Annotated in this window: 20 protein-coding genes and 2 tRNA genes; all 22 read left to right on the top strand. The window is 51.5% G+C overall.

The features are described 5' to 3' along the window. Positions 1-243: 243 nt before the first annotated feature. The 22 genes from dnaA (at position 244) to yycI (ending at position 26748) form a co-directional block, all read left to right on the top strand. The gene (gene dnaA, locus EDC33_RS12400; protein WP_040106963.1) at positions 244-1566 is read left to right on the top strand and encodes a chromosomal replication initiator protein DnaA; all 1323 of its coding nucleotides are present in this window, start codon (positions 244-246) and stop codon (positions 1564-1566) included. Between the two features lie 162 nt (positions 1567-1728). Then, positions 1729-2862: a DNA polymerase III subunit beta gene (gene dnaN / locus EDC33_RS12395; RefSeq protein ID WP_040106964.1), complete on the top strand. Its 1134-nt coding sequence runs from the start codon at positions 1729-1731 to the stop codon at positions 2860-2862. Between the two features lie 188 nt (positions 2863-3050). Then, a complete protein-coding gene (gene yaaA / locus EDC33_RS12390) occupies positions 3051-3266 on the top strand; it encodes a S4 domain-containing protein YaaA (protein ID WP_094907322.1) in 216 nt (71 codons plus the stop codon). Then, positions 3263-4360, top strand: a complete 1098-nt coding sequence (gene recF, locus EDC33_RS12385) for a DNA replication/repair protein RecF (protein ID WP_124011406.1) — start codon at positions 3263-3265, stop codon at positions 4358-4360. The genes yaaA and recF overlap by 4 nt, the downstream gene beginning before the upstream one ends. Positions 4361-4374: 14 nt before the next feature. Further along, complete coding sequence (gene gyrB / locus EDC33_RS12380) at positions 4375-6294, top strand: DNA topoisomerase (ATP-hydrolyzing) subunit B (protein WP_040106988.1); 1920 nt, start codon at positions 4375-4377, stop codon at positions 6292-6294. A gap of 19 nt (positions 6295-6313) precedes the next feature. Next, positions 6314-8818, top strand: a complete 2505-nt coding sequence (gyrA, locus tag EDC33_RS12375) for a DNA gyrase subunit A (protein WP_124011405.1) — start codon at positions 6314-6316, stop codon at positions 8816-8818. 135 nt (positions 8819-8953) lie between these two features. After that, the gene (hutP, locus tag EDC33_RS12370) at positions 8954-9397 is read left to right on the top strand and encodes a histidine utilization transcription antiterminator HutP (protein WP_124011404.1); all 444 of its coding nucleotides are present in this window, start codon (positions 8954-8956) and stop codon (positions 9395-9397) included. 102 nt (positions 9398-9499) lie between these two features. Further along, on the top strand, positions 9500-11008 hold the full coding sequence (hutH, locus tag EDC33_RS12365) for a histidine ammonia-lyase (RefSeq protein ID WP_040106969.1): 1509 nt from the start codon (positions 9500-9502) through the stop codon (positions 11006-11008). Next, positions 11001-12677, top strand: a complete 1677-nt coding sequence (hutU, locus tag EDC33_RS12360) for a urocanate hydratase (RefSeq protein WP_124011403.1) — start codon at positions 11001-11003, stop codon at positions 12675-12677. The genes hutH and hutU overlap by 8 nt, the downstream gene beginning before the upstream one ends. Beyond that, positions 12674-13906, top strand: coding sequence for an imidazolonepropionase (hutI, locus tag EDC33_RS12355; RefSeq protein WP_124011402.1), 1233 nt, complete (start codon positions 12674-12676; stop codon positions 13904-13906). The genes hutU and hutI overlap by 4 nt, the downstream gene beginning before the upstream one ends. A 286-nt stretch (positions 13907-14192) precedes the next feature. Then, positions 14193-15470, top strand: coding sequence for a serine--tRNA ligase (gene serS, locus EDC33_RS12350; RefSeq protein WP_124011401.1), 1278 nt, complete (start codon positions 14193-14195; stop codon positions 15468-15470). Between the two features lie 63 nt (positions 15471-15533). Then, a complete protein-coding gene (locus EDC33_RS12345) occupies positions 15534-16454 on the top strand; it encodes a DUF2232 domain-containing protein (RefSeq protein WP_148087059.1) in 921 nt (306 codons plus the stop codon). Positions 16455-16459: 5 nt separating this feature from the next. Next, complete coding sequence (locus EDC33_RS12340; RefSeq protein ID WP_124011400.1) at positions 16460-18436, top strand: DHH family phosphoesterase; 1977 nt, start codon at positions 16460-16462, stop codon at positions 18434-18436. Further along, positions 18433-18879, top strand: coding sequence for a 50S ribosomal protein L9 (gene rplI / locus EDC33_RS12335; protein WP_040106974.1), 447 nt, complete (start codon positions 18433-18435; stop codon positions 18877-18879). The genes EDC33_RS12340 and rplI overlap by 4 nt, the downstream gene beginning before the upstream one ends. A 39-nt stretch (positions 18880-18918) precedes the next feature. Next, on the top strand, positions 18919-20289 hold the full coding sequence (dnaB, locus tag EDC33_RS12330; RefSeq protein WP_170156426.1) for a replicative DNA helicase: 1371 nt from the start codon (positions 18919-18921) through the stop codon (positions 20287-20289). A 115-nt stretch (positions 20290-20404) separates the two neighbouring features. Beyond that, on the top strand, positions 20405-21691 hold the full coding sequence (locus EDC33_RS12325; protein ID WP_124011398.1) for an adenylosuccinate synthase: 1287 nt from the start codon (positions 20405-20407) through the stop codon (positions 21689-21691). A gap of 120 nt (positions 21692-21811) precedes the next feature. Further along, positions 21812-21883: transfer RNA gene (locus EDC33_RS12320), tRNA-Glu, on the top strand. Between the two features lie 16 nt (positions 21884-21899). Next, a tRNA-Asp gene (locus tag EDC33_RS12315) sits at positions 21900-21972 on the top strand. 135 nt (positions 21973-22107) lie between these two features. Then, a complete protein-coding gene (gene yycF / locus EDC33_RS12310) occupies positions 22108-22809 on the top strand; it encodes a response regulator YycF (protein ID WP_040106977.1) in 702 nt (233 codons plus the stop codon). 15 nt (positions 22810-22824) lie between these two features. Then, on the top strand, positions 22825-24666 hold the full coding sequence (gene walK / locus EDC33_RS12305; protein WP_124011397.1) for a cell wall metabolism sensor histidine kinase WalK: 1842 nt from the start codon (positions 22825-22827) through the stop codon (positions 24664-24666). Beyond that, positions 24659-25972 (top strand): YycH family regulatory protein, encoded by a 1314-nt coding sequence (locus EDC33_RS12300; RefSeq protein ID WP_124011396.1) that lies wholly within the window; start codon positions 24659-24661, stop codon positions 25970-25972. Before walK ends, EDC33_RS12300 begins: the two co-directional genes overlap by 8 nt. Then, positions 25972-26748 carry a two-component system regulatory protein YycI gene (gene yycI, locus EDC33_RS12295; RefSeq protein WP_124011395.1) on the top strand — a complete coding sequence of 259 codons (777 nt, stop codon included), beginning with the start codon at positions 25972-25974 and terminating at the stop codon, positions 26746-26748. The genes EDC33_RS12300 and yycI overlap by 1 nt, the downstream gene beginning before the upstream one ends.

Here is a 26748-nt window from a genome sequence, read left to right as displayed (position 1 = left end):
TCCCCAGTTTCACACATGTTCACAGACGCCCTGTGGATAAGTGCGGATATTGTGTATATCTTCTTGTAATTGTTGATATTACTTATGTTTTTCGTTATAATTTTGAATATAAATTTGTGGAAAAGGCACCCTAGCAATATAGTTTGTCCACAGAATGTGTGTAACCTGTGGATAGTTATCCAAAGCTGTGGAAATGATTATCCACACACTGTGATTATGTGAATAGGAAAAGAGGACAATCGTATGAGTAGTATTAAGGAAATCTGGGAGAATACGCTGAAAGGCATCAAAGGGACCATAGCCAATGCAAGCTACCAGACATGGTTCCAGGATACTTCAATGATCCATCTGGACAATGAGACGGCTGTGATCAAAGCGGATACCCAATTTCAGAGGGATTGGCTTGAAAAGAACTATAGTGGACTCATCCAGGAGCAGCTGTTCGAAGTCATGGGGGAAAAGCCTGAAATCAGGATTGTCACCGAAGAGGAGGAAACCCCGGCGAAGCTTCCCGAAAAGACCGCTCCGGAACCTGAGGTTCCAGTGAACAACCAGCTCAATGTAAACAACACATTTGAAACATTCGTCATCGGGAACGGAAACCGCTTCAGCCATGCCGCATCACTCGCCGTGGCCGAAGCCCCGGCCAAAGCCTACAATCCGCTCTTCATCTATGGAGGGGTCGGACTCGGCAAGACCCATCTCATGCATGCCATCGGGCACTATGTGCTGGAGCATCGTCCAAACGCGAAGGTGGCATACCTGTCGAGTGAAAAGTTCACCAACGAATTCATCAATTCGATCCGCGACAACAAGACCGAGGAATTCCGCAACCGCTACCGGAACGTTGATGTGCTGCTGATTGATGATATCCAGTTTCTCGCAGGCAAGGAATCGACGCAGGAGGAATTCTTCCATACATTCAATGCCCTCCACGAGGACAATAAGCAGATCGTCATCTCAAGCGACCGGACGCCGAAGGAGATTCCGACGCTTGAAGACAGGCTCAGATCCCGTTTCGAATGGGGATTGATCACCGACATCACACCACCAGACCTCGAGACCCGGATAGCAATCCTCCGCAAAAAATGTGAAGAGGAGAAAGTGGAGATCCCCAATGAAGCGATGATCTACATCGCCAACCATATCCACACGAACATACGGGAGCTGGAAGGGGCCCTGACACGGGTTGCTGCGTATTCGAAGCTCGTCAACCAGCCCCTGACGCCCGAAATGGTCTCAGAAGCGCTCAAAGATCTCGTCACCCAGTCCAAATCGAAGAAGATCACGATTACGGACATCCAGGAAGCGGTCGCTTCATTCTATGATATCCAGATCGAATCGTTCGCTTCCAAGAAACGGACGAAATCCATTGCTTTTCCGCGGCAGATTGCGATGTATCTCGCCCGGGAACTCACAGACTATTCCCTGCCGAAGATCGGGGAAGTATTTGGCGGCCGGGACCACTCCACCGTCATCCATGCCCATGAGAAGATTTCAAAGATGATTACAGAAGATGAACGTTTCAAACAGGAACTGGAAGAGGTAGAAAACCGTATCAATTAAAGATGTGCACACTGTGGATAAATGTTACACTGTAACAAACACTTTACCAACATGTGGATAACTTGGCTGCTGTGGGCTGAATGGACTTATCCACAAATCCACAGGCCTTACTACTGTTATTACTTAAAATACTAATCAATATATATAAGGAGTCATTAACTTATGAAAATCAGTATTAACCGCCAGTATTTCATCGAACAGTTGAATCATTGCCTCAAGGCAATTTCCCCCCGGACGACATTGCCGATTCTCAATGGCATAAAAATTGAAGTGAAAGAGGATCATCTGCTTCTTACTGGTAGTGATTCTGAAATTTCTATTGAAATCACCATCCCTACTGAAATCGATAATGAAGAAATCCTTGAAATCCATGAAACAGGTACAGTTGTACTTTCCGGAAGATTCTTTGTGGATATCATCAAAAAGCTCTCCGGCAACTTCGTAGAACTTGAAACGAATGATGCCTTCCAGACGAAGATTTCAGCTTCCCAATCGGAGTTCAACCTGAGCGGCAACGATCCGGACCAGTATCCGCTGCTGCCTGAAGTCAATGACGAGGAAAGCATCATCCTTCCTTCCACTGTATTGAAGAACATCATCAACCAGACGAACTTTGCCGTTTCACTCTCTGAAACGCGTCCGGTACTGACAGGCGTAAACTGGCAGTTCCAGGACAGCGGCATCCAGTTCACTGCCACGGATTCCCACAGGCTTGCCCTCAGGAAACTCGAGGGTGACCAGTTCGGTATGGACAGCATGCATGCGATCATTCCCGGAAAATCCCTGACGGAACTGAACAAGATCATCAATGATTCCGATAATGAAGTGGAAATCCACTTCTCCCAGAACCAGGTGCTGTTCAGCTACGGCAACATGCGCTTCATTTCCAGGCTCCTTGAAGGGAACTATCCGGATACTTCCCGTCTCTTCCCGGAGAATTATGAAACGAAGGTGACTGTGAACAACGGTGAGTTCTACCATGCAATCGACCGGGTATCGCTGCTCGCCCGTGAAGGCGGCAACAATGTCATCCGCATGAGTGTGGAAAACGGCGGTGTGGCCCTGTCATCCAACTCGCCGGAAGTCGGTACTGTGCATGAAGACATCAATACTGGAAAAGTCGAAGGTGAAGATCTGAAGATCTCCTTCAACTCCAAATATATGATGGATGCGCTTAAAGCGATCAACGATGACGAAGTCGTCATCGAATTCTTCGGTACAATGCGCCCGTTCACGCTGAAGGCGGCTGAATCCGATGAAGTCGTCCAGCTGATCCTGCCGATCCGGACATATTAATATCCAACAAAATCTGCGATTGAGCCCCAAAACCTGAAAAAAGGGGGGTCTCAGTCGCTTTTTGTATTTTCAGGGGGGAAACCTCATTTATATCTCTCGACGCTCCTAAGGCTTTATTTGGGCTTCTGGAGTGAAATTTATCCGAAAATGTAGTATAATGTAGTAGTGAGATTAAGGAGGATGAGTGCATGGAAAGTATCCAATTTGACGAACTCATTACATTAGGACAATTTCTGAAGCACGAAGGCATCATCGGGACCGGCGGAGAGGCCAAATGGTTCCTGCAGGAGAATGAGGTGCTTCTGAACGGAGAGCCGGAAAACCGCAGAGGCAAGAAGCTGCACGAAGGTGACGAAGTGGACCTGGGGGAATTCGGCCAGTTTAGGATAGAATATTCCAAATGATCCTAAACCGCATACACCTTGGGAATTTCAGGAATTATGAAACACTGGACCTTGAATTTCATCCGAAACTGAATATATTCATCGGCCGGAATGCCCAGGGCAAGACGAACCTGCTCGAATCCATCTATTTCCTTGCGCTGGCGAAAAGCCACCGCACTTCAAAGGACAAGGAATTGATACGCTTCAACCAGGACGAGGCATTTGTAAATGGCAATATAACGACTTCCTACAGCAATCTGCCCCTCTCCTTGAGTGTCAGCGGCAAAGGGAAGCGGGCAAAGGTCAATCATATGGAAGTATCGAAGCTGAGCCAGTATATCGGGCACTTGAATGTTGTGTTGTTCGCTCCGGAAGACCTCAACATCGTCAAAGGATCCCCGCAGATCAGACGTAAATTCATCAATATGGAGTGCGGCCAGATTTCGAAAGTGTACATCAATATGCTGAGCGGCTACCAGAAGGTACTGGCCCAGAAGAACAACTACCTAAAACAGAAGAATGTCGATCGCGTGATGATCGACGTGTTGAATGAACAACTTGCATACTATGCAAGTTTAATTATTTTAAAGAGACAGCAATTCGTGGATACGATTGAAAAATATGCACGGAAGATACATGCAGATATATCGAACGGACAGGAAATCCTGGCTGTCAGATACAATCCGAATATAAAGTACGAGGCGACTGAAGTGGGTGCACTCGAACAGGAGCTGAAAGCCTTGTTCCAGGAGACGCTCGAGCGGGAGATTGAGCGGGGCCAGGCCCTGATCGGCCCGCACAGGGATGACATTGCATTCTACATCAACGATTTCGATGTCCAGACATACGGTTCACAGGGACAGCAGCGGACGACGGCCCTGTCGGTGAAACTGGCTGAACTCGAACTGATCAATGAGGAGATCGGAGAATACCCCATACTGCTCCTGGATGACGTACTGAGTGAACTGGATGAGACGCGGCAGTCCCATCTTTTGACCTCGATACGCAACAGGGTCCAGACGTTCGTCACGACAACGTCGATCAGTGACATCAACCACGCAATCATGGATGAGATGCAGGCACTTGGCATAGAAGATGGCAAGGTGAAAGTATAATGGAAGGTGATAATATGGCTGAAAAGAATATGGAACAGTATGGCGCCGAGCAGATACAGGTCCTGGAGGGGCTGGAAGCGGTCCGTAAACGTCCCGGGATGTACATCGGTTCGACAGCTTCAAAAGGACTCCACCACCTCGTGTGGGAAATTGTGGACAACAGCATCGATGAGGCGATGGCAGGACATGCCGACCGCATCAACATCACGATAGAAGAGGACAACTGGGTGAAGGTGACCGACAACGGCCGCGGTATCCCGGTCGATATCCAGGAGAAGATGGGCCGCCCGGCGGTCGAGGTCATCCTGACGGTCCTCCACGCCGGCGGCAAGTTCGGCGGCGGCGGCTATAAGGTCTCCGGCGGCCTGCACGGTGTCGGTTCCTCCGTGGTCAATGCACTGAGCAAGACGCTCGAAGTCTATGTGCACCTTGATGGGAAGATCCATCATCAGAGCTACACAAGGGGCGTCCCCGATTTCGACCTGAAGGTCATCGGCGAGACGGACAAGACCGGTACGGAAATCCGTTTCAAGGCGGATGCCGAGATTTTTACAGAGACGACGGAATACGATATCGAAGTGCTGCAGAAACGCATCAAGGAGCTCGCCTTCCTGAACAAGGGGCTCGAGATCAACCTGTTCGATGAACGGGGCGAGGAAGACGTTTCCTTCCAGTACTATTATGAGGGCGGCATCAAGTCGTACGTCGAGCAGATGAACGAGACGCGCGATGTGCTGCATGATGAAGTCATCTACATGCACAGTGAAAAGGACGAAGTGGAAGTTGAAATCGCCCTGCAGTACAACAATGGCTACAACTCCACCCTCATGTCCTATGCCAACAACATCCACACGTATGAAGGCGGGACACATGAAGACGGCTTCAAGCGTGCATTGACGAAGGTCATCAACAACTACGGCTTCAAGAACCGGATCATCCGGGAGGGCGAAGACCGGCTGAGCGGTGAAGATGTGCGCGAAGGCATGACGGCAGTCGTCTCGATCAAGCATACGGATCCGCAGTTCGAAGGGCAGACGAAGACGAAATTCGGCAACTCGGAAGCACGGCTGATTACAGACCAGCTCTTCAGTGAAGGATTCGAGCGCTTCCTGCTCGAAAATCCAGCACCTGCAAAGGTCATCGTTGAAAAAGGCCTCACCGCCCAGCGCGCGAGGGTCGCAGCGAAGAAGGCGCGTGAAATGACACGCAGAAAATCTGCACTTGAAGTCTCCAGCCTGCCAGGCAAGCTTGCCGACTGTTCAAGCAAGGATCCTTCAAAAAGTGAACTGTTCATCGTCGAGGGGGATTCCGCCGGCGGGTCCGCCAAAGCCGGAAGGAACTCCACAACCCAGGCCATCCTGCCGCTCCGAGGCAAGATCCTTAACGTTGAAAAGGCGCGCCTCGACAAGATCCTGAACAACAACGAGATCCGTTCCATGATCACGGCACTCGGTACAGGCATCGGCGAAGAATTCGACCTGTCCAAGGCGCGCTACCATAAGATCGTCATCATGACCGATGCCGATGTCGACGGTGCACACATCCGCACACTGCTTCTGACCTTCTTCTACCGGTTCATGAAACCACTGATTGAAGCAGGCTACGTATATATCGCCCAGCCGCCACTCTATAAAGTCACCCAGGGCAAGAACAAATATTATGTCTTCGATGACAGGGAGCTGGACTCCCTGCGCAATGAACTCAGCGATACACCGAAGATTTCCCTGGCACGATATAAGGGTCTTGGTGAAATGAATGCAGATCAGCTGTGGGAAACGACGATGGATCCAAGCTTCAGGACGCTGCTCCAGGTGACACTTGAAGATGCGGTCGACGCAGACCAGACATTCGAAATGCTCATGGGGGACATCGTCGAGAACAGAAGGAACTTTATTGAAGAAAATGCATTATACGTCCAAAATCTAGACGTTTAATCAGTGGAGGTTATTTTGAATGAGTGACAGAACGGATAGATTGAAATCAACCAATATAAGCAAAGAGATGCGTACCTCCTTCCTGGACTATGCGATGAGCGTCATCGTATCCAGGGCGCTGCCGGATGTACGGGATGGCATGAAGCCGGTCCACCGCAGGATACTGTACGGTATGCATGACAACGGGATGACATCGGAAAAGCCATATAAGAAGTCCGCAAGGATCGTCGGGGACGTCATGGGTAAATACCACCCCCATGGCGACTCCTCGATCTATGACGCGATGGTGCGTATGGCCCAGGACTTCAGCTACCGCTATCCGCTCGTCGACGGTCAGGGGAACTTCGGTTCCATGGACGGCGACAGCGCTGCAGCAATGCGTTACACCGAGGCGAAGATGAGCAGGATATCCATGGAGCTGATGCGCGACATCAACAAGGATACCATCGACTTCCAGGACAACTATGACGGCAATGAACGGGAACCTGTGGTACTCCCGTCAAGATTCCCGAACCTGCTCGTCAACGGCACCAGCGGCATCGCAGTCGGCATGGCGACGAACATCCCTCCGCACAACATGAGGGAAGTCATCGATGCGGTGCTTGCATACGCTGAAGACGGTGAAGTCACCCTGCCCGAACTGATGGAGCATGTGAAGGGTCCGGACTTCCCTACTGCCGGCCTGATCGTCGGAAAAAGCGGCATCAGGCAGGCATACGAGACGGGACGCGGTTCCGTCATCATGCGCTCACGCTGTGAAATAGAAACGATGAGCAACGGCAAGGAGCGCATCGTGGTCTCTGAAATCCCCTACCAGGTCAACAAGGCAAGACTCGTCGAGAAAATTGCCGAACTTGCCCGGGAGAAGAAGATTGAAGGCATCACCGATCTGCGGGATGAGACAAGCCTGTCGGCAGGCGTAAAGATCATCATAGAAATCCGCAAGGACAAGAATGCCAACGTCATCCTGAACAACCTCTACAAGCAGACACCGCTGCAGACGAGCTTCGGCATCAACATGCTGGCACTCGTCAAAGGACAGCCGAAGATCATGGGTCTGAAGGAGATCCTCGCCCACTATCTTGAACACCAGAAGGTCATCATCACGAGACGGACGAAGTTCGACCTGAAGCGTGCAGAAGACCGTGCCCATATTTTGGAGGGCCTCAAGATTGCACTCGACAACATCGATGAAATCATCGCACTCATCCGCGGATCACAGAACGATGAAGCGGCAAAGACTGGCCTGATGGAAGAGTTCAACCTGTCGGAACGCCAGTCCCAGGCCATCCTTGATATGCGCCTCAGGCGCCTTACAGGACTTGAACGGGGCAAGATCGAGGACGAGTACAATGAAATACTGAAGACAATCCAGTACTTGAAGGAGATTCTCGCAGATGACGAAAAGCTGCTTGAGATCATCCGGGAGGAACTGACTGAAATCAGGGATAAATACGGTGACGAACGGAAGACCGAGATTACGCTCGGCAACCTGTCCGACATCGAGGATGAAGACCTCATCCCTGAAGAACAGATCGTCGTCACCCTGAGCCACAACAACTACATCAAGCGCCTGCCTTCCTCCACCTACCGGGCGCAGCACCGGGGAGGCCGAGGTGTGCAGGGGATGAATACGGTCGAGGATGACTTCGTCAGCCAGATTGTGACGATGAGCACCCACGACTACATCATGTTCTTTACGAACAAGGGTCGGGTCTATCGTCTGAAAGGCTACGAAATCCCAGAACTCTCCCGCCAGTCGAAAGGCATCCCGATCGTCAATATGCTGGAGATCGACAAAGATGAAGTGATCAGCACCATGATCGGGGTGAAGGATGAGGATACGGAAGACAAATTCCTGGTTTTCGCCACGAAGAATGGTCTTGTGAAGCGCTCCACCCTCGATAACTTCGAACGCATCAACAAGAACGGCAAGATTGCGATCTCCTTCAGAGGCGACGATGAGCTGCTTGCGGTCCGCCTTACGGATGGGTCCAAGGAAGTGATCCTCGGAACACGCAATGCCAACCTCATCCGGTTCCCTGAAGATCAGATCCGTACGATGGGCCGGACGGCTGCAGGGGTCAAAGGGATCAAACTGCGTGAGGACGACTATGTAATCGGCCTCGATGTCCTCTCCGAAGACCAGTCCATCCTCGTCGTAACCGAAAACGGCTACGGAAAGTGTACCCCTGAAGCGGAATACCGGATTACAAGACGCGGTGGCATGGGCGTGAAGACGGCCAACCTCACCGAACGCATCGGCAAACTCGTCTATATCGCCGCCATCGATGGCGATGAAGACCTGATGATCGTCACGAATCACGGAGTCATCATCCGTCTGGTCATGGAGGAAGTCTCGACGACCGGCAGGAATACCCAAGGAGTCAGACTCATCAAAATGACTGAAGACCAGCAGGTGGCGACCGTCGCTAAAGTCAAGGAAGAGCTTGAAGAAGAGGCACTTGACCAGGACTCGGCGGAATCGTCAGATGCTGAACCGACGGAAGATGCAGAAGAATAGCGGCAGTCTCCGCGCAATAAACCCCCGACAAAGGCCGGGGGTTTATTGCGCTTTTTAAATGAAAGCGCTATAATATGAGTAGTCATTAGTGAATCAGATAAATAACCATAGATGGATTTTTAAAGAGGTAGATTAATGAATCCGAATCAACAGCGTGAATTTGGAAAGTATGCGACACTCGTCGCTTTATTGGGCGTCGGTACAGCAGGTGAACTGATGCCGGAGTACGCGTCCTTCAAAGTGACTACAGGGAAAGTCGGATCGATGGATCTGAAGAAGGTCATCTCCTCTGTGGAGACGGCGGCAAAACGCAACCAGCTGATCGATGGGGAGATGTACCGCGAAACACATGCGCTCTACCACGCCATCATCGAAGCGGCTGAAGGTGTGACGCGCGGCAAACTGAGTGTGGGTGAAGTCATGCGCACTGTAGGCCTCTCCTTCTCGGTCGTCAGGGGACGTCCGTACCCCGAGCATGAGGAGGGCGAATGGATCGCCGTATGCTTCTATGGCACCATCGGTGCACCCATAAAAGGCAAGGAGCACGAGACGCTCGGCCTTGGCATCAACCATATCTAGAAATAATCGAATAATCATGTCACAGACATCAGCTATTAGAGACACTGAACATCCCGAAGGGATGGCTGTGTCTTTTTTTAATGCTCAAAGGAGGCGTAAATTATGACAGTTCTAACACTGACCGGTGAGAACCTGACAATCGACAGGATGAAGGCATTCCTTGGCGATGACAGGAGTACGGTCGAAATTTCAGAGGCAGCTTATCAGAAAGTGCGTGAATCAAGAAGGACCGTTGAAAATATAATAGATCAGGAAAAGACGATCTATGGCATCACAACAGGATTCGGCCTGTTCAGTGATGTAAGGATTTCAGGGGATAGGACGACCGAGCTGCAGGTCAACCTCATCCGTTCCCACTCATGCGGCGTAGGCAGGCCTTTTGCGGAAAAGACGGTGCTGACGATGATGGTGCTGAGGCTCAATACCCTGCTTAAAGGACACTCCGGCGTCACGGTCGCACTGGTCGACCAGTTGAAGACGTTCATTAATCGCCGCATCATTCCAAAAGTGCCGGAACAGGGATCGCTCGGCGCTTCAGGTGACCTTGCCCCACTCGCCCATCTGGCGATCGCGCTCATCGGCGAAGGGGAAGTATTTTACGAAGGACGTCTGCGGCCATCATCCGAAGTGCTGGAGGCGCTCAATATCCAACCGCTGACGCTGGCGGCGAAGGAGGGACTGGCACTGATCAATGGTACCCAGCCGATGACGGCCCAGGGCCTGATCAATTATATCGAGGCCGAAAAGATCATGGACGACAGCATGTGGATCGCCGCCCTCACCCATCAGGCACTGAATGGCATTACGGATGCATTCAACGAAAAGGTGCATCTGTCCCGGGGCTACAAGGAACAGGTGGAAGTGGCCGAGAGGATGCGGGAGCTGCTCGAAGGATCCCAGCTGACGACACGCCAGGGGGAGGTCCGGGTCCAGGATGCCTATTCACTCAGATGCATCCCGCAAGTTCATGGGGCCTCACTGCAGACACTCGCCTATGTAAAGGACAAGCTTGAAATCGAAATGAATGCCGCCAATGACAATCCACTGATCTTCGGGGAGGAAGAAGTGATTTCAGGCGGGAACTTCCATGGCCAGCCGATTGCGATTGCGATGGATCTGCTCAAGATCGGCGTAAGCGAAATGGCGAACATATCCGAACGGCGTATCGAACGGCTCGTGAATCCTGCGCTCAATGGAGACCTCCCGGCCTTCCTCAGCCCGCAGGAGGGGCTTCAGTCCGGGGCGATGATCCTGCAGTATGCAGCAGCAAGCCTAGTATCCGAAAATAAGACACTCGCCCACCCGGCAAGTGTCGACTCCATACCGTCGTCTGCCAACCAGGAAGACCACGTCTCCATGGGGACGATCGGTGCCCGGCATGCACGGGACATCATCGAGAATGTCAGGAATGTACTGGCGATTGAACTGTTCATCGCACTGACGGCTGTCGAGATCAAGGGAGAGGACAAGCTGTCTCCGGAGACACGGGAGAAATTCGACACCTACAGGGGGCATGTCGCCTTCATCAGCCAGGACCGCAATTTCAGCAAAGATATAGAAATATTATCGGATGAACTCAAACAAATCAAAGGGGTGGCAGAATATGTCTAAAAAGATCACTGCTAGAAAAATCACTGCAAAAAAAGGATTGGAACTGGAATGCAAAGGATGGGAGCAGGAGGCTGCCCTCCGGATGCTCTACAACAACCTGGATCCTGAGGTGGCCGAGCGGCCCGAGGACCTGGTCGTCTATGGCGGCATCGGCAAGGCGGCAAGGAACTGGGAGGCGTTTGAAGCCATCGAGGAGACGCTGCGTACTCTCGAGAAGAATGAGACGATGCTGATCCAGTCCGGCAAGCCGGTGGCGGTCTTCCGGACGCATGAGGAGGCGCCGCGCGTCCTTCTGTCGAACTCGGTGCTTGTGCCGAAATGGGCAAACTGGGACCACTTCAATGAACTGGATAAGAAAGGGCTGATGATGTACGGCCAGATGACCGCCGGCAGCTGGATCTATATCGGTTCACAGGGCATCGTCCAGGGGACATATGAGACATTCGCCGAGCTTGCGAACCAGAACTATGATGGTACGCTGCGCGGGACGATTACCCTCACTGCCGGACTCGGCGGCATGGGAGGCGCCCAGCCGCTTGCCGTGACGATGAACGAAGGGGTCGCGATATGCGTGGAAGTCGACCCGACGCGCATACAGAAGCGCATCGATACACGTTACCTCGATACACAGACGGATTCGCTGGATGAGGCTCTGAAGATGGCGGAGGAAGCACGGGATAAGGGGGAGGCGCTCTCCATCGGACTCCTTGGCAATGCTGCTGAGGTCCATCATGAAATTTTGAGGCGCAAGTTCAAAATAGATGTGGTGACCGACCAGACGTCCGCCCACGATCCGCTGAACGGCTACGTCCCTGAAGGATACAGTCTGGAAGAAGCGGCGGCCCTCAGGGAATCCGACCCGGTCGAGTATGTCAAACTCTCATCCCGTTCCATGGCGAATCATGTGGAGGCGATGCTCGAGTTCCAGAAGAACGGCTCCATCGTCTTCGACTACGGCAACAATATCCGGCAGGTCGCATTTGATGAAGGGGTGGCGGACGCCTTCGACTTCCCTGGATTCGTCCCGGCATACATCCGTCCCCTCTTCTGTGAAGGAAAAGGGCCTTTCCGGTTTGTTGCACTGAGCGGAGATCCGAAGGATATCGAAGCGGCGGACCGGAAGATGCGGGAACTGTTCCCGGAAAATGAAAAGCTGCTCCGTTGGCTCGATATGGCCCAGGAGAGGATCGCCTTTCAGGGATTGCCGGCGCGGATCGCATGGCTCGGCTATGGTGAGCGCGCGAAAATGGGGCTCGCCCTGAATGAAATGGTTGCGAACGGCGAAATATCGGCGCCGGTCGTCATCGGGCGTGATCATCTCGACAGTGGCTCAGTAGCCAGCCCGAATCGGGAGACGGAAAGCATGAAGGACGGCAGTGACGCAGTCGGTGACTGGGCGATACTGAATGCGCTCGTCAATACGGCGGCGGGCGGCTCCTGGATCAGCGTCCACCACGGCGGCGGTGTCGGGATGGGCTATTCCCTGCATGCAGGCATGGTGGTCGTTGCGGATGGTACAGAAAATGCACAGCGCCGCCTTGAACGGGTGCTGACGAGCGATCCGGGCATGGGCGTCGCAAGGCATGCCGATGCGGGGTACGACATTGCAATTGATACAGCCAAAGAGAAAGGCGTCAACATTCCAATGCTAAAGGAGAATCAGTCATGAACGATATCATCATCAGAAACATAAAGTCACTCATCCTGCCGAAGAAAAGCGACGGACCGCTCAAAGGCAGGGAGATGGATGAACTGGAGATCGTCGATCAGGCGATGATCGTCATCAAGGACGGCGTAATCGTCTATAGAGGAGAAGAAAATGATGAGCATGAGGCATCGGAGATCATCGATGCCGGCGGCATGATCGCCTCCCCTGCCCTCGTCGACCCGCATACACATGTGGTGCACGGCGGATCACGGGAACATGAAATGGCGCTCAAGCGCCAGGGTATGGACTATCTGAAAATCCTTGAACAGGGCGGCGGCATACTGAATACCGTAGAGCAGACGCGGAAAGCCACACATCAGGAGCTGCTGGACAAGGCATCCAAGAACATCACACGCATGATCCAGCATGGTGTACTCACTGTCGAAAGCAAGAGCGGCTACGGACTGGATCGTGAAAACGAACTGAAGCAGCTTGAAGTTTCCCGGGAAATATCCAAGAAATTCCCCATTACAATGCGCCACACCTTCCTGGGGCCGCATGCGATTCCTAAGGGTGCGGATGGGGAAGCATTCCTGGATGAGATGATCGACCTGCTGGACGAGGCTAAGGACTACGCCGATTTTGCGGACATCTTCTGTGAGACGGGCGTCTTCACGATCGAACAGTCGAGGAGGTATATGGAAGCCGCGAATGAAAAAGGGATGCGGGTCAAGATCCATGCGGACGAGATCGATCCGCTCGGCGGTCTCGAACTGGCCATAGAGCAGGGGGCCATCAGTGCAGACCACCTTGTCGCCGCAAGCGATGCCGGCAAAAGCATGCTTCGGGACAGCGGCACGGTAGCAGTATTGCTGCCGGGCACGACCTTCTACCTTGGAAAGGACCAGTATGCCGATGCCCGTGGCATGATTGAACAGGGCGGTGCTGTAAGCCTGGCGACCGACTACAACCCGGGTAGCTGTGTGACGGACAACCTCCAGATGATCATGGCGATTGCGAGCCTGAAGCTGAAGATGACGCCAAACGAAATCTGGAACGCCGTGACGGTGAATGCGGCCCACGCCATCGATGCAGAGTCTGGCACACTGGAAGCCGGTGACCGCGCGGACATAGTACTTTGGGATGCGCCGAACCATGAATACATCCCCTACCACTATGGCGTCAACCACGCACATACGGTAATCGCTGAAGGCAGGGTCGTATATGAACGTCCGGGCCTCACCCTATAGGCGAAACCTTGCATTTTCAGGATATTCATAATAGAATGGTAGCAAGCTGAATATCAGCCGCTTGAAGGAAACAGTAGTGTTCCACCTGTCTCCAGAGAGGCCATGGATGGTGAAAATGGCCACAGGGGAATATGAATTTCCATCCTTCGACAAGAGTGGCCGGTACCCTGTACCGTTAAATTGATGAGATGATGCTTCATGCATCAAATTAGGGTGGCAACGCGTATACCACGTCCCTTTCCGGGGCGTGGTATCTTTTATTTCTATAAACATGGAGGTTAGGCTTATGCTGGATATCAAACTGATTCGCAATGAGGCTGAGAAGGTAAAGGAAAAGACGCAGAAGCGTGGGGTGGATCCTGCAATAATAGATGAGATACTGGAGCTCGATGAGTCCAGGAGAAAGCTGATCCAGGATACTGAGGAACTCAAGAAGGAGCGCAACAGGGTTTCCGAGGAGATCGCCCAGAAGAAGCGCAACAAGGAAAATGCAGATGAGGCCATCCAGGCCATGCGCCAGGTCGGGGAGGACATCAAGGACATCGATGCACGTCTCAATGCCGTCAAAACGGATTTCGAAGACAGGATGAGCCGTGTGCCGAACCTGATACATGATGATGTGCCTGAAGGTGCAGACGATACGGAGAATGTTGAAATACGCAGGACGGGAGACCCGCGCCAGTTCGATTTTGAACCGAAGGCCCACTGGGACATCCTTGAGGACCTGGAGCTTGCCGATTTCGAACGGGCAGCGAAAGTATCCGGTGCCCGCTTCGTCTACCATACTGGTGACGGCGCCCGCCTGGAGCGCGCCCTGATGAACTTCATGCTCGATGTGCACAACAAAAATGGCTACCGGGAGATGATGACGCCGCAGATCGTCCGTGCCGAAGCGATGTATTCCACAGGCCAGCTGCCGAAGTTCGAAGAGGACCTCTTCAAGATCGATGGCATGGAGATGTACACGATTCCGACTTCAGAAGTCACACTGACGAACTTCTATAAGGACGAGACGCTGGAAGATGCACAGCTGCCGGTGAAATTCACTGCCCAGACTGCCTGCTTCAGAAGCGAAGCCGGTTCCGCCGGAAGGGATACACGCGGCCTGATCCGCCTCCACCAGTTCAATAAAGTGGAGATGGTGCGTGTGGAGCGCCCTGAAGATTCCTGGGAGGCGCTCGAAGAGATGACCACGCATGCTGAAAACATATTGAATCTGCTCGACATACCGCACCGTACAGTGCTGCTGTGCACAGGGGATATCGGTTTCGGCTCTTCCAAGACATATGATGTGGAAGTATGGCTGCCGAGCTATAACGACTATAAGGAAATCAGCTCAATCTCCAACATGACGGATTTCCAGGCCCGTCGCGGCAACATCAAATTCAAACGGGAAAAGGGGGCAAAGCCCGAGTTCCTGCACACGCTGAACGGCAGTGGACTTGCAGTCGGCCGGACGATGGCCGCCCTGCTTGAAAACTATCAGAACGCAGACGGCTCAGTGACCATCCCTGAAGTGCTCAGACCGTATATGAGTGGTCAGGAAAAGCTTGAAGCGTTATAATAAACAGTACTGGATGCTCCTATTCGTTTAGGAGCTTTATTTTATGGTTGGAGGAGTGGAAAATTGGATAAAAAAGTATCAATGCTTCAACTGATGCTCGTATTGCTTGTGGTGTTCGTATTCATCACACTTACCGACATCAGCCTGATTTTCGGTGCGGTATTGCTGCCGTTCGCCGTGTATTTCCTTGTCGACCTGAAACACAGGTCGAATTATCATTTCTGGCTGACGTTCATCAGTTTCCTCATACCTGCAGTCCTGCTCCTGGCACCGGATGCATGGCTGTGGTTTGTGGTATTATATATAGTGGCTGCAGTAGTGCATGGCACGCTGAAAAAAGAGGTGTCGCAGGAGCTCACGATCTTCTATGTGACATCTGCACTGATGCTCGGCATCATCGGCGGATTGAACCTGCTGCAGGGGCTCGGATTCATCCAGCCCCTCTCGAACATCTACCTGGACTTCCGCAACTGGTACATGGAGCAGATCGAAATGTATGGCACGCTTGCTTCATCCACATTCGATGCTGATCTCATGCGTGCGTCCATGGACCAGATCTTCATCAATCTGCCGGCCTATGTCACGGTGATTTCGTTCATGCTTGCGCTCTATACCGTGCTGATGCAGCGTGTGCTGCTCAAATCATCATCAATCAAGCTGTGGAACTATCGCTCATTCAAGGATTGGGCCTTTCCACGCTTCATCCTATATTTATTTTTGATTCTGTTTATAGTATCATTTCTTACAACTGAGGGGACAGCCGCCCAATCCACGATAGGCAACCTTCTGTTGGTGCTTGAGTGGGCGCTCTACCTCCACGGTCTCAGCTTCAGCTACTTCTTCTTCAGGGAGAAGAACCTGAATATGGTGCTTTCCATAATCCTGCTGATTCCATTGGCGATACTGAGGCCGCTCACCCTGCTGATCGGCATATTTGAAATGATCTTCAGGCTAAGGACCCTACTACTCATGAAAAGGAAGTGACGGGAATGTATAATGTGCTGGACAAGAAAATGGTCTTCATACCGTTTGCCATCGCAGCATTTCATATACTGGTGATGAATATATTTGTGCTGACGAACCATTTCAGGATCGGCCTGCTCTTCCTGATCGTAAGTACCATTCTCATGACACTTCTATTCATGTATCTCTACCGCTCTTTTGGCATCAATGAAAACAGGTTCCGCCAGATGGTGGTGGATATTGCCGGAAGCAAGCAGTATGCCATTGATGAATTGCCGATGGGCCTCATCATATTGAATGATGATGATGAGATCGAGTGGATGAACGACTATATGTGCAATGAAATCTCGAGAGATAATATGAATGCACCGATCAACCGTCTTTTCCCGAACATCATGACGACACTGAAGGCGAATAACATCAGTACGACAGAATCGACATATAATGACAAATATTATAAAATCTATTGGGATGAAAAGCACCAGGCACTTCATCTCATAGACATCACGAACCAGCGGAACCGTGAGACGGAGCTTGAAGACAAGCAGCCGGTCCTCGGCATCCTTTTCCTCGACAATTACGATGAAGTGACGCAGAACATGAGTGAAGCGCTTAAGAGCGAACTCAACAACAGCATCACGAACACGCTCAATGAATGGGCGACCCGTCATCATATATATATCCGCCGGTTCTCACAGGACCGCTTCATCATCCTGCTGAATTCGAGGAGCCTGAAGGACATCGAGTCGACACGCTTCAACCTGCTCGATGAAGTGCGGGACCGTTCGCAGGAACTTGGGGCTCAGATCACCTTGAGCATCGGCATCGGGGAAGGCTCCGACGACTATATAGAAGTCGGTGAACTGGCCCAGTCGAGCCTCGACCTCGCGCTTGGCCGCGGCGGCGACCAGGTGGCCATCAAGGCGATGAACGGCAATGCCAGGTTCTACGGCGGAAAGACGGATCCGATGGAGAAGCGCACACGCGTGAAGGCGCGTGTCATCTCGCACGCCCTCCGCGACATCCTGCTGGAAGGGGACAATGTGCTCATCATGGGGCACAAGCATCCGGATATGGATTCGTTGGGCTCGGCCATCGGTGTCGCGAAGATCGCTTCGATGAACGGCATCGAGGCGCACATCGTATTGAATGAGGAAGATATAGATGAAACACTGCAGCGCATGATGAAGGAGCTGCATGAACGTGAAGATCTGATGGAAATGTTCGTGACCTCAGAGGACGCTTGGGATAAGATGAATCCGAAGACTACAGTCGTCGTCGTGGATACACACCGCCCGAGCATGGTGCTCGACGAAGTCATACTGAACAAGGCGACGCGGAAAGTCATCATCGACCACCACAGGCGTTCCGACGATTTCATATCCAGTCCCCTGCTCGTCTATATGGAGCCTTATGCATCCAGTGCAAGCGAGCTTGTGGCAGAACTGCTTGAGTACCAGAACAAGGAGAAGAAGCTCTCCCGTCTGGAAGCGACGATCATGCTTACAGGCATCATCGTGGATACACGGAACTACACGCTCCGTACGGGATCACGGACATTCGATGCTGCAAGCTTCCTGAGAAGCAATGGGGCCGATCCGGTCCTTGCACAGACTTTCCTGAAGGATGACATCGATACGTACATTGCAAGGAGCGACCTGATCAAGTCGGCTGAAATCAGGGATAACGGCATCGCCATCGTCAAGGCCGACCAGTCCATGACCTACCACCCCGTCACCGTCGCCCAGGCGGCCGACCAGCTGCTGCAGATCGAGGGCGTCCAGGCCTCCTTCGTGATGGCCATACGGGAAGACGAATCCATCGGCATTTCCGCGCGCTCATTCGGTGAGATGAATGTACAGCTTGTGATGGAAGCCCTCGGCGGGGGCGGCCACCTCTCCAATGCAGCGACGCGTGTAACGGACAAGACAATGGATGAGCTCTACGATGAGCTCGTCGATGCGATTGAAGAAATACTTTATAACAGGAGTGAAGCGGAATGAAGGTAATTTTTCTGAGTGACGTCAAGAATAAAGGCAAAAAAGGCGAAGTGAAGGAAGTCGCTACAGGCTATGCACAGAATTTCCTGCTCAAGAAGGGGCTCGCAGAAGAAGCGACACCGGGAAACCTGAAGAAGCTCAAGGAACAGCAGGACCAAGAAGCGGAAAAGGCCCAGCAGGAGCTGGAAGAAGCGAAGGCGCTCAAGGAAGATCTGGAGCAGAAGGAAGTCGAAGTCAAGACGAAGTCTGGTGAAGACGGCCGCCTGTTCGGTTCAATCAGTTCAAAACAAGTGGTGGAAGCATACGAGAAGCAGCATGGCATCAAGCTGGATAAGAGGAAGATCGACATGTCCCAGCCATTGAAGAGCCTTGGATATCATAAGATGAACGTGAAACTTCATCCCGAAGTCCATGCAGAAATCAAGGTGCATGTTATTGAGCAATAGAAGCCCGGGGAGGGATTGATTTTGGATATACATCAGCAGATGCCGCATAACATGGAAGCGGAGCAGTCTGTCCTTGGTGCCATTCTGATCAATCCCGAAATTTTCATTTCTACAGCAGAAACGCTGGAGCCGGAAGATTTCTACCGTTCAGAGCACCAGCACATCTATCGGGCAATGAGCATACTGAGTGAAAATCACCAGAACATCGATGTGGTCACGCTGATCAACCAGCTGAAAAGCATGGAAGTGCTCAATTCAGTCGGCGGCCCAAGATACCTTGCTGAACTCTCCAATGTTGTGCCGACCAGCCGGAACGTCAGTTTCTATGTGGATATCGTAGCCAGATATGCCCTCAAACGGAAGCTGATCCAGACGGCTGAAGAGATTGCGAATGAAGGGTTTTCCGAGGAGGCGGATATTGAGGATCTCTTGACGGAAGCCGAATCAAGAATCATGTCCATCTCCGAAAACCGGCGCAACGAAGGCTTCAAATCGATGAAATCCGTTGTCCATGAAGTGTACGAGCAGGTCGAGGCACGAGCCGGTCAGACGGATACGACGACCGGAATCCCAACAGGCTACCGCGATCTTGATTTCATGACATCGGGCTTCAACCGGAATGACCTCATCATACTGGCTGCCCGCCCTTCCATGGGTAAGACGGCCTTTGCCCTGAACATTGCAGGACATGTCGGCACCTCTGCTGAAAAGCATACTGTAGCGATCTTCTCGCTGGAGATGGGGGCCGACCAGCTGGTGTCCCGTATGATCTCAAGCCAGGGAATGATCGACGCGACGAAACTGCGTCAAGGGAATCTCAATCATGATGATTGGGACAACTTTACGACCGCCATCGGCAGTCTCGCTGAATCGAAGATATTCATCGATGATGCGCCGGGCATCCGGGTCAACGATATCCGCTCCAAGTGCATGCGTCTGAAACAGGAGCATGGGCTTGATATGGTGATCATCGACTATCTCCAGCTGATCCAGGGGTCGAGCAATAAGAGAAGTGACAACCGTCAGCAGGAAGTTTCCGAAATCTCCCGTATGCTCAAGGCATTGGCACGCGAGATGGAATGTCCGGTCATCGCCCTGAGCCAGCTTTCAAGAAGTGTGGAAACACGCCAGGACAAGCGTCCGATGATGAGTGACCTGCGGGAATCTGGATCGATTGAGCAGGATGCCGATATCGTCGCCTTCCTCTACCGCGAGGACTACTATGTCCGGGGAGATGGCGAAGAGGACGCAGAAGGCGCCCAGAGGGAGCAGGATGAGATAGAGATTATCCTGGCGAAGCACAGGAATGGTCCAACGGGAACTGTAAAACTGATATTCAACAAATCCTACAGCAGCTTCTTCGACCAGGATAACAGGGGTTATGACGATGGTTATATCCCACCCAACTAAATTTACGAATGTTTTTATATGACCATTATAAAAACGTTCGTATTTTTATTGCATTCCTCCATTCTTATTGGTAAAATGATTACGGTATTTCAATGAAAAAATTGGGGGCAAACATATGTCTGGAACAGTAGTAGTCGGAACGCAATGGGGCGACGAAGGAAAAGGCAAGATCACGGATTTCCTGTCGGAAGACGCGGATATCATTGCACGCTTCTCCGGGGGAAACAATGCAGGACACACCATCCAGTTCGGTGGCGAAACATACAAGCTGCATCTCGTACCTTCAGGTATATTCTATGATGACAAGATTTCATTGATCGGCAATGGCGTGGTCATCGACCCGCTTTCCATCATCAAGGAGCTTGATGGACTGATCGAGCGTGGCATATCGGTGGACAATCTGAGGATTTCGAACCGTGCACAGGTCATCCTCCCCTACCACCTCCTGCAGGATGAACTGGAAGAGGAAGCCCGTGGAGACAACAAGATCGGTACGACGAAACGCGGCATCGGGCCATGCTATGTGGACAAGGTGCAGCGGATAGGCATCCGGATGGCGGATCTTATAGATGAATCCGTGTTCAGAAAAAGGCTTGAAGAGAACCTCGAGATCAAGAACCATATGTTCAAAGCACTGTATGGCCGTGAAGGGTTCACTTTCGATGAAATCTTCGACAGCTACCGTAAGGCTGCGGAGCGTCTGGCACCTTACGTGACGGATACGGCGAAAGTGCTCGATGACGCCTTCCAGAACAACCAGAAAGTCCTTTTTGAAGGCGCACAGGGCGTCATGCTCGATATCGACCATGGTACGTACCCGTTCGTCACATCCAGCAACCCGGTCGCCGGCAATGTCACAGTCGGTTGCGGCGTCGGCCCGACATCCGTCAAAAGCATCGTCGGTGTTTGCAAAGCATATACTTCAAGAGTCGGGGACGGTCCATTCCCGACGGAACTGTTCGACGAAAGCGGCGACCACATCAGGGAAGTCGGCCGTGAGTATGGTACGACGACCGGCCGTGCACGCCGTGTGGGCTGGTTCGACAGCGTGGTCGTCCGCCACTCAAGACGTGTGAGCGGGATCACCGACCTGTCCCTCAACTCCATCGATGTATTGAGCGGACTCGATACGGTGAAAATCTGTACAGCCTATGAAATAGACGGCAAGGAAATCACCGAATATCCGGCAACATTGGATGCGCTGGAGCGCGCCAAGCCGATCTTCAAGGAACTGCCTGGCTGGAAGGAAGACATCACAGGCGTGAAACGCATGGAAGACCTTCCAGATAATGCCCGGAACTACCTTGAAGAGATTGAACGTCTGACAGGAGTCAGCGTCTCCATCTTTTCTGTGGGGCCGGACCGTAACCAGACGAATCTGCTGAAAGATTTCTGGAACTAGCAAATATCCTGCGGCGGTCCGCCGCAGGATATTTATTTTGTATAAAAGCAAAATTCCAGTTGAAAATGAAATTTATATCATGGTATAATAACCTTTGTGTTCAGAGTCACCATCCAACACGGCCCGTTGGTCAAGTGGTTAAGACACCGCCCTTTCACGGCGGTAACACGGGTTCGAATCCCGTACGGGTCACTTTCAATATTATTATGGTCCCGTGGTGTAGCGGTTAACATGCCTGCCTGTCACGCAGGAGATCGCGGGTTCGATTCCCGTCGGGACCGTACATCGAGAAGCTGTCAGCATACTATGCTGGTGGCTTTTTTGTTATGGTGGAATGGAAATGGAATAGGAAAAGTGATACATTTATAATGGATATGAGTATGGAAACAGGCACCTAATGAAAGTGAGGGAATGCAATGCCTAAGAAGATTGTCGTAGTGGATGACGAAAGACCCATAGCGGATATACTGGAATTCAACCTCGAGAAGGAAGGATATGAGGTGCATTGTGCCTATGACGGGAATGATGCACTGGAAATGATACTTGAAGTCGAACCGGATATTGTATTGCTCGACATAATGCTGCCGGGCATGGACGGCATGGAAGTGTGCCGCGAAGTCCGGAAGACGCATGATATGCCCATCATCATGCTTACGGCAAAGGATTCCGAGATAGACAAGGTGCTCGGTCTGGAACTCGGTGCCGATGATTACGTGACGAAACCTTTTTCGACACGTGAGCTGATCGCCCGGGTGAAGGCCAACCTGAGAAGGAAGAGCGATGCCGGGACCAAAGAGAAGGAGCCGGAAAACAACAATATCCAGATAAAGGATATCACTATAATCCCCGATTCCTTCGCCATCAAGAAGCATGGAAAGGATATTGAACTCACGCACCGGGAGTTCGAGCTGTTCAACTATCTGGCACAGCACCTCTCCCAGGTCATGACCCGGGAACACCTGCTCGAGACTGTGTGGGGGTATGACTATTTCGGGGATGTCCGGACAGTCGACGTGACTGTAAGACGCCTCAGGGAGAAGATAGAAGCAGATCCCTCCCATCCTGAATACCTCATGACAAGAAGAGGTGTCGGCTATTATATTCAAGGTGACGAATAAAGGAGTTAACTTTTGATGAAGCAGTTTTTAAAAAACCTGCAGTCTCTTCATATAAAGCTTGTGATCATATATGTACTCCTCATCGTCATCGGAATGCAGATCATCGGTCTATATTTTACGAATACGCTTGAGAAGGAACTCACCGGAAACTTCCAGGACAACATCGAGACCCAGGTGAGCCTCATAGATACCAGAATCAATGAGCTCTACACAGAGTATGGAGACGATAGCGAACAGTTCCGTGAAGAGATACAGAATCTGCTTTCCGACTATGGAAACAGACCTGAGATCGAGGAAGTCAGATATGTGAATTCCGATAATGTACTTGTGGCCACAAGCCGTATCTCCAACGAATCGAACATCGGTTCAAGAATCAATGCACCGCTCACCGAAGAAGCCATCACCACCGGGACACGCAACGAGGAGATCTATGTCGATGTCGAGCAGAACCACCAGCGTGTCTGGCTGCTCAACCAGCCGGTCATACAGGACAACCAGATCCTCGGTGCCATATATACGGCTTCGAACATCGAAACCGTCTATCAGCAGCTGGAGGCGATCAACAATACCTTCATCATCGCCACCCTGATCTCACTGATCATCACGAGCATCCTCGGCATATTCATTGCACGAACCATCACGAAGCCCATCACGGACATGCGCAACCAGGCGCTCCTCATGTCGGAAGGTGATTATACATCCCGCGTAAAAATCTACAGCAGTGATGAAATCGGCGAACTCGCAGGCTCCTTCAACATCCTGTCGAAGCGTGTCCAAGAGGCACAGGCGAATACTGAAAGTGAGAAGAAGCGCCTGGATTCCGTCATCACCCACATGTCGGACGGCATCATCGCCACAGACCGCAGAGGACGCATCCGTGTCGTCAACGAGATGGCTCTGGATATGCTCGGCATGTCGGGTAAGAATCTCCATGGAGAGGACATGCTGGAGCTTTTGAAACTGGAGGAGGATATGGCGCTTGAAGACATCCAGGAGATGAATGAAAGCCAGCTGATTTTCGTCGATCAAGATGACGAGGAGACGACGATCCGGGTAAGCTTCTCGACGATCGTGAAGGATACCGGATTCATCAATGGATATATCGCAGTACTTCATGATGTAACCGAACAGGAACGTGTAGATAATGAGCGCAGGGAATTTGTGGCAAACGTCTCCCATGAACTCAGGACTCCGCTTACTTCCATGAGGAGCTATATCGAAGCCCTCCAGGAAGGGGCATGGAAGAATGAAAAGCTTGCACCGAAATTCCTGGGTGTGACACGCGAGGAGACGGATAGGATGATCCGCCTCGTGGAAGATTTGCTGCAGCTTTCCAGAATGGACAATGAGGCAGAGGAGCTGGAACGTGAAATTGTTGATTTCAACCAGTTCCTGAACCGGATCATCGACCGTTTCGAGATGACGCATAAGGATGATGTGGAGTTTGTCCGCAATATTCCTGAGACTCCAATTTTCACGGAAATTGCCATGGACAAGATGGGACAGGTGCTTGATAATGTCATCTCCAACGCCATCAAATACTCGAACAGCAATTACAAAAAAGTGGAGTTCCATGTGAAACAGAACCGTCTGTACAACAGGATGACGGTCCAGATCAAAGACAATGGACTCGGCATACCGGCGAGCAAGGTCGAGCGTATATTCGAGCGCTTCTACCGCGTGGATAAGGGCCGGGCCCGCAAAATGGGCGGCACCGGCCTCGGGCTCGCCATTTCGAAGGAAATAGTGGAGGCACATGATGGCAGGATATGGGCAAACAGTGTTGAGAACAAAGGCACGACGATATTCATCAATCTGCCATGCGAAACGCTCGAGGAGGATGATTGGGATGTATAGGGAAACAGCCAAATCCATCATCCTCTTCCTTCTTGTCATCAGCAGTGCCGTACTGACCTACATGGTGTGGAGCTACCAGCCGGAATTTTCACAGGTCGATACAAGCATCGACTCCACTTCCAATATCGGTCAGGGCGAGCCTGTGCCATTCAACAGCGTCATGCGCGCCTATCAGCTCATCTGGGTGGATGGGGACAATGTCAGGGGGACGATAGAGGAAAACGCTGTAGTGGGCGTCAGGGAGTTCCTCGACGGCACCGAAATTGAAGGCATAGATGTCTACAATAATATGGACCGTCTGGATCCAGCTGTGAAGGAGAACGGCGATGAGGAATTCCTGATTGTCGACTATCCATCGGAAATGCCCTCCAAATCCCTTTTCCAGGTGCTTGGCTTCACATATGAAGGTACCCTGCCCGACTACAGTTTCGACCGGATTGTAGTGGACATCGCCTCCCCGCAGGTGACCTTCTATCTGTTGAATGAGGCACTCGACCGGGTGGCAGTCGCCCAGACTGATATAGACAGCGCCTACCTGCTCTCCATCGTCGATGAGTACGAGACATCCTTCGAAGCCTACACACCCGTCATCACCAACCAGCAGACATCGAATAACAAGACAGCGATATATGGTCCGGATGATCCGGGAGAAGTGAGCATAGAGACCTTCCTTTCCACCCAGATCAGTATAGACAACGTCAACTCACTGCTCTTCATGGAAGATGAAGCCAGCGTATCCCAAAATGAAGATGTCTATGTATATGAGGGTGAAAATAACCTCGCAACCTACAATACGGAAACCTATAATTACGTATATACGAATCTGGATGAATCACAGACATCCGACCGCAATCCCCATCAGACCATACAGCGCAGCTTCGATTTCCTCAATTCGCATATAGGACTCTCCCAGGACCATATGCTATTCGACTATGATGAAGAAGGAAGCGAGTCAACCTACCGCTACACGCTGAACGGCTATGCCGTATTCAGTGAAGAGATTTCACATACCATCACCACCAAATATGGCAGCAATGCCCTGTTCGAATACGAGCGTCCCCTGCTCTACATCAACGCGCAGATTCCGAGTGAGGAATCGAAGACACTCACCCGTCTTGAGGATGTACGATATCAGATTGCCCTGAATGAGGAGATCGATCTGCAGAAGGTATCGAAAATCACCATCGGCTACGATATGCGCTTCTCGGATTCCCAGACGGAGCTCAACGTGGTGGAATTCGTACCCGAGTGGTATGTGAAATATGATGGCGAATGGCTGCGGTTCAATGAAGGGGGGCTGGAGTAGTGGATTGGAAACTGACCAAGTCGTTATACATCCTTGTCTTCCTGCTCATCAATGTCGCCCTTCTGATGATGTACTACAATAAGCAGCAGGAGGACATCGAAGAGATTGAGAATACTCCCGGGGTGCTTGAAGAGACGGATATTGATATGAGCCAGCTTCCTGAACATCAGCCCGAAAAGCTGAATATACTCGCTGGAGAAAAATTGGACTTCAATGAAGTCGACGAAATTTCTGATGATGAGGTAGAAATCACCAACAGCGGCCATATCATCCATGAGGAATTCGACATCGGGGACGAACCACCCGAGATGAGGGTCGATGCCCTCCAAAGGCATAAGAACGAACAGGTTTACAGAGGCGGAAATTACAAGTATGATGATGTAATGAGTAACGGCACTTCTGTGCTCTTCAACCAATATTACGGTGAATATCCCATCTTCAACGACGAAGGGGCACGTGTGATATACAGGGGAGACGGCATTGAAGCCATGGAGTATGAGCAGGGATACATCACCAATCTGCGTGAGAACAGCTATACTTCCCCGATCGCCGTCAGGAATCCAAGACAGGTGGTCTCTGATCTCTATGGACGCCAAAGGATATCCGGAGAAGCGGTGATAGAGAATGCAAGACTCGGATACTACATCATCCTGAGCGATGATGAGCAGGTGCTCTTAAGACCGAAATGGGAGCTCAAGATTACAGACCAGGGTGTCGAAAAGATGATTTATGTCGATGCCATCAGTGAAACAGAAGATATTATCGAAAGTGAGTGA

Source organism: Salinicoccus roseus (assembly GCF_003814515.1).
GTDB classification, from domain to species: Bacteria; Bacillota; Bacilli; order Staphylococcales; family Salinicoccaceae; genus Salinicoccus; species Salinicoccus roseus.
This window is presented reverse-complemented; position numbering and strand designations above follow the sequence as displayed.

Coding starts and splice junctions, on each gene's coding strand:
- hutI (WP_124011402.1), top strand. CDS start 12,674: ATGAACGATATCATCATCAGAAACATAAAGTCACTCATCCTGCCGAAG.
- yycF (WP_040106977.1), top strand. CDS start 22,108: ATGCCTAAGAAGATTGTCGTAGTGGATGACGAAAGACCCATAGCGGAT.
- hutU (WP_124011403.1), top strand. CDS start 11,001: ATGTCTAAAAAGATCACTGCTAGAAAAATCACTGCAAAAAAAGGATTG.
- yaaA (WP_094907322.1), top strand. CDS start 3,051: ATGGAAAGTATCCAATTTGACGAACTCATTACATTAGGACAATTTCTG.
- gyrB (WP_040106988.1), top strand. CDS start 4,375: ATGGCTGAAAAGAATATGGAACAGTATGGCGCCGAGCAGATACAGGTC.
- serS (WP_124011401.1), top strand. CDS start 14,193: ATGCTGGATATCAAACTGATTCGCAATGAGGCTGAGAAGGTAAAGGAA.
- recF (WP_124011406.1), top strand. CDS start 3,263: ATGATCCTAAACCGCATACACCTTGGGAATTTCAGGAATTATGAAACA.
- EDC33_RS12325 (WP_124011398.1), top strand. CDS start 20,405: ATGTCTGGAACAGTAGTAGTCGGAACGCAATGGGGCGACGAAGGAAAA.
- walK (WP_124011397.1), top strand. CDS start 22,825: ATGAAGCAGTTTTTAAAAAACCTGCAGTCTCTTCATATAAAGCTTGTG.
- EDC33_RS12300 (WP_124011396.1), top strand. CDS start 24,659: ATGTATAGGGAAACAGCCAAATCCATCATCCTCTTCCTTCTTGTCATC.
- rplI (WP_040106974.1), top strand. CDS start 18,433: ATGAAGGTAATTTTTCTGAGTGACGTCAAGAATAAAGGCAAAAAAGGC.
- dnaA (WP_040106963.1), top strand. CDS start 244: ATGAGTAGTATTAAGGAAATCTGGGAGAATACGCTGAAAGGCATCAAA.
- EDC33_RS12340 (WP_124011400.1), top strand. CDS start 16,460: ATGTATAATGTGCTGGACAAGAAAATGGTCTTCATACCGTTTGCCATC.
- dnaB (WP_170156426.1), top strand. CDS start 18,919: ATGCCGCATAACATGGAAGCGGAGCAGTCTGTCCTTGGTGCCATTCTG.
- gyrA (WP_124011405.1), top strand. CDS start 6,314: ATGAGTGACAGAACGGATAGATTGAAATCAACCAATATAAGCAAAGAG.
- dnaN (WP_040106964.1), top strand. CDS start 1,729: ATGAAAATCAGTATTAACCGCCAGTATTTCATCGAACAGTTGAATCAT.
- hutH (WP_040106969.1), top strand. CDS start 9,500: ATGACAGTTCTAACACTGACCGGTGAGAACCTGACAATCGACAGGATG.
- hutP (WP_124011404.1), top strand. CDS start 8,954: ATGAATCCGAATCAACAGCGTGAATTTGGAAAGTATGCGACACTCGTC.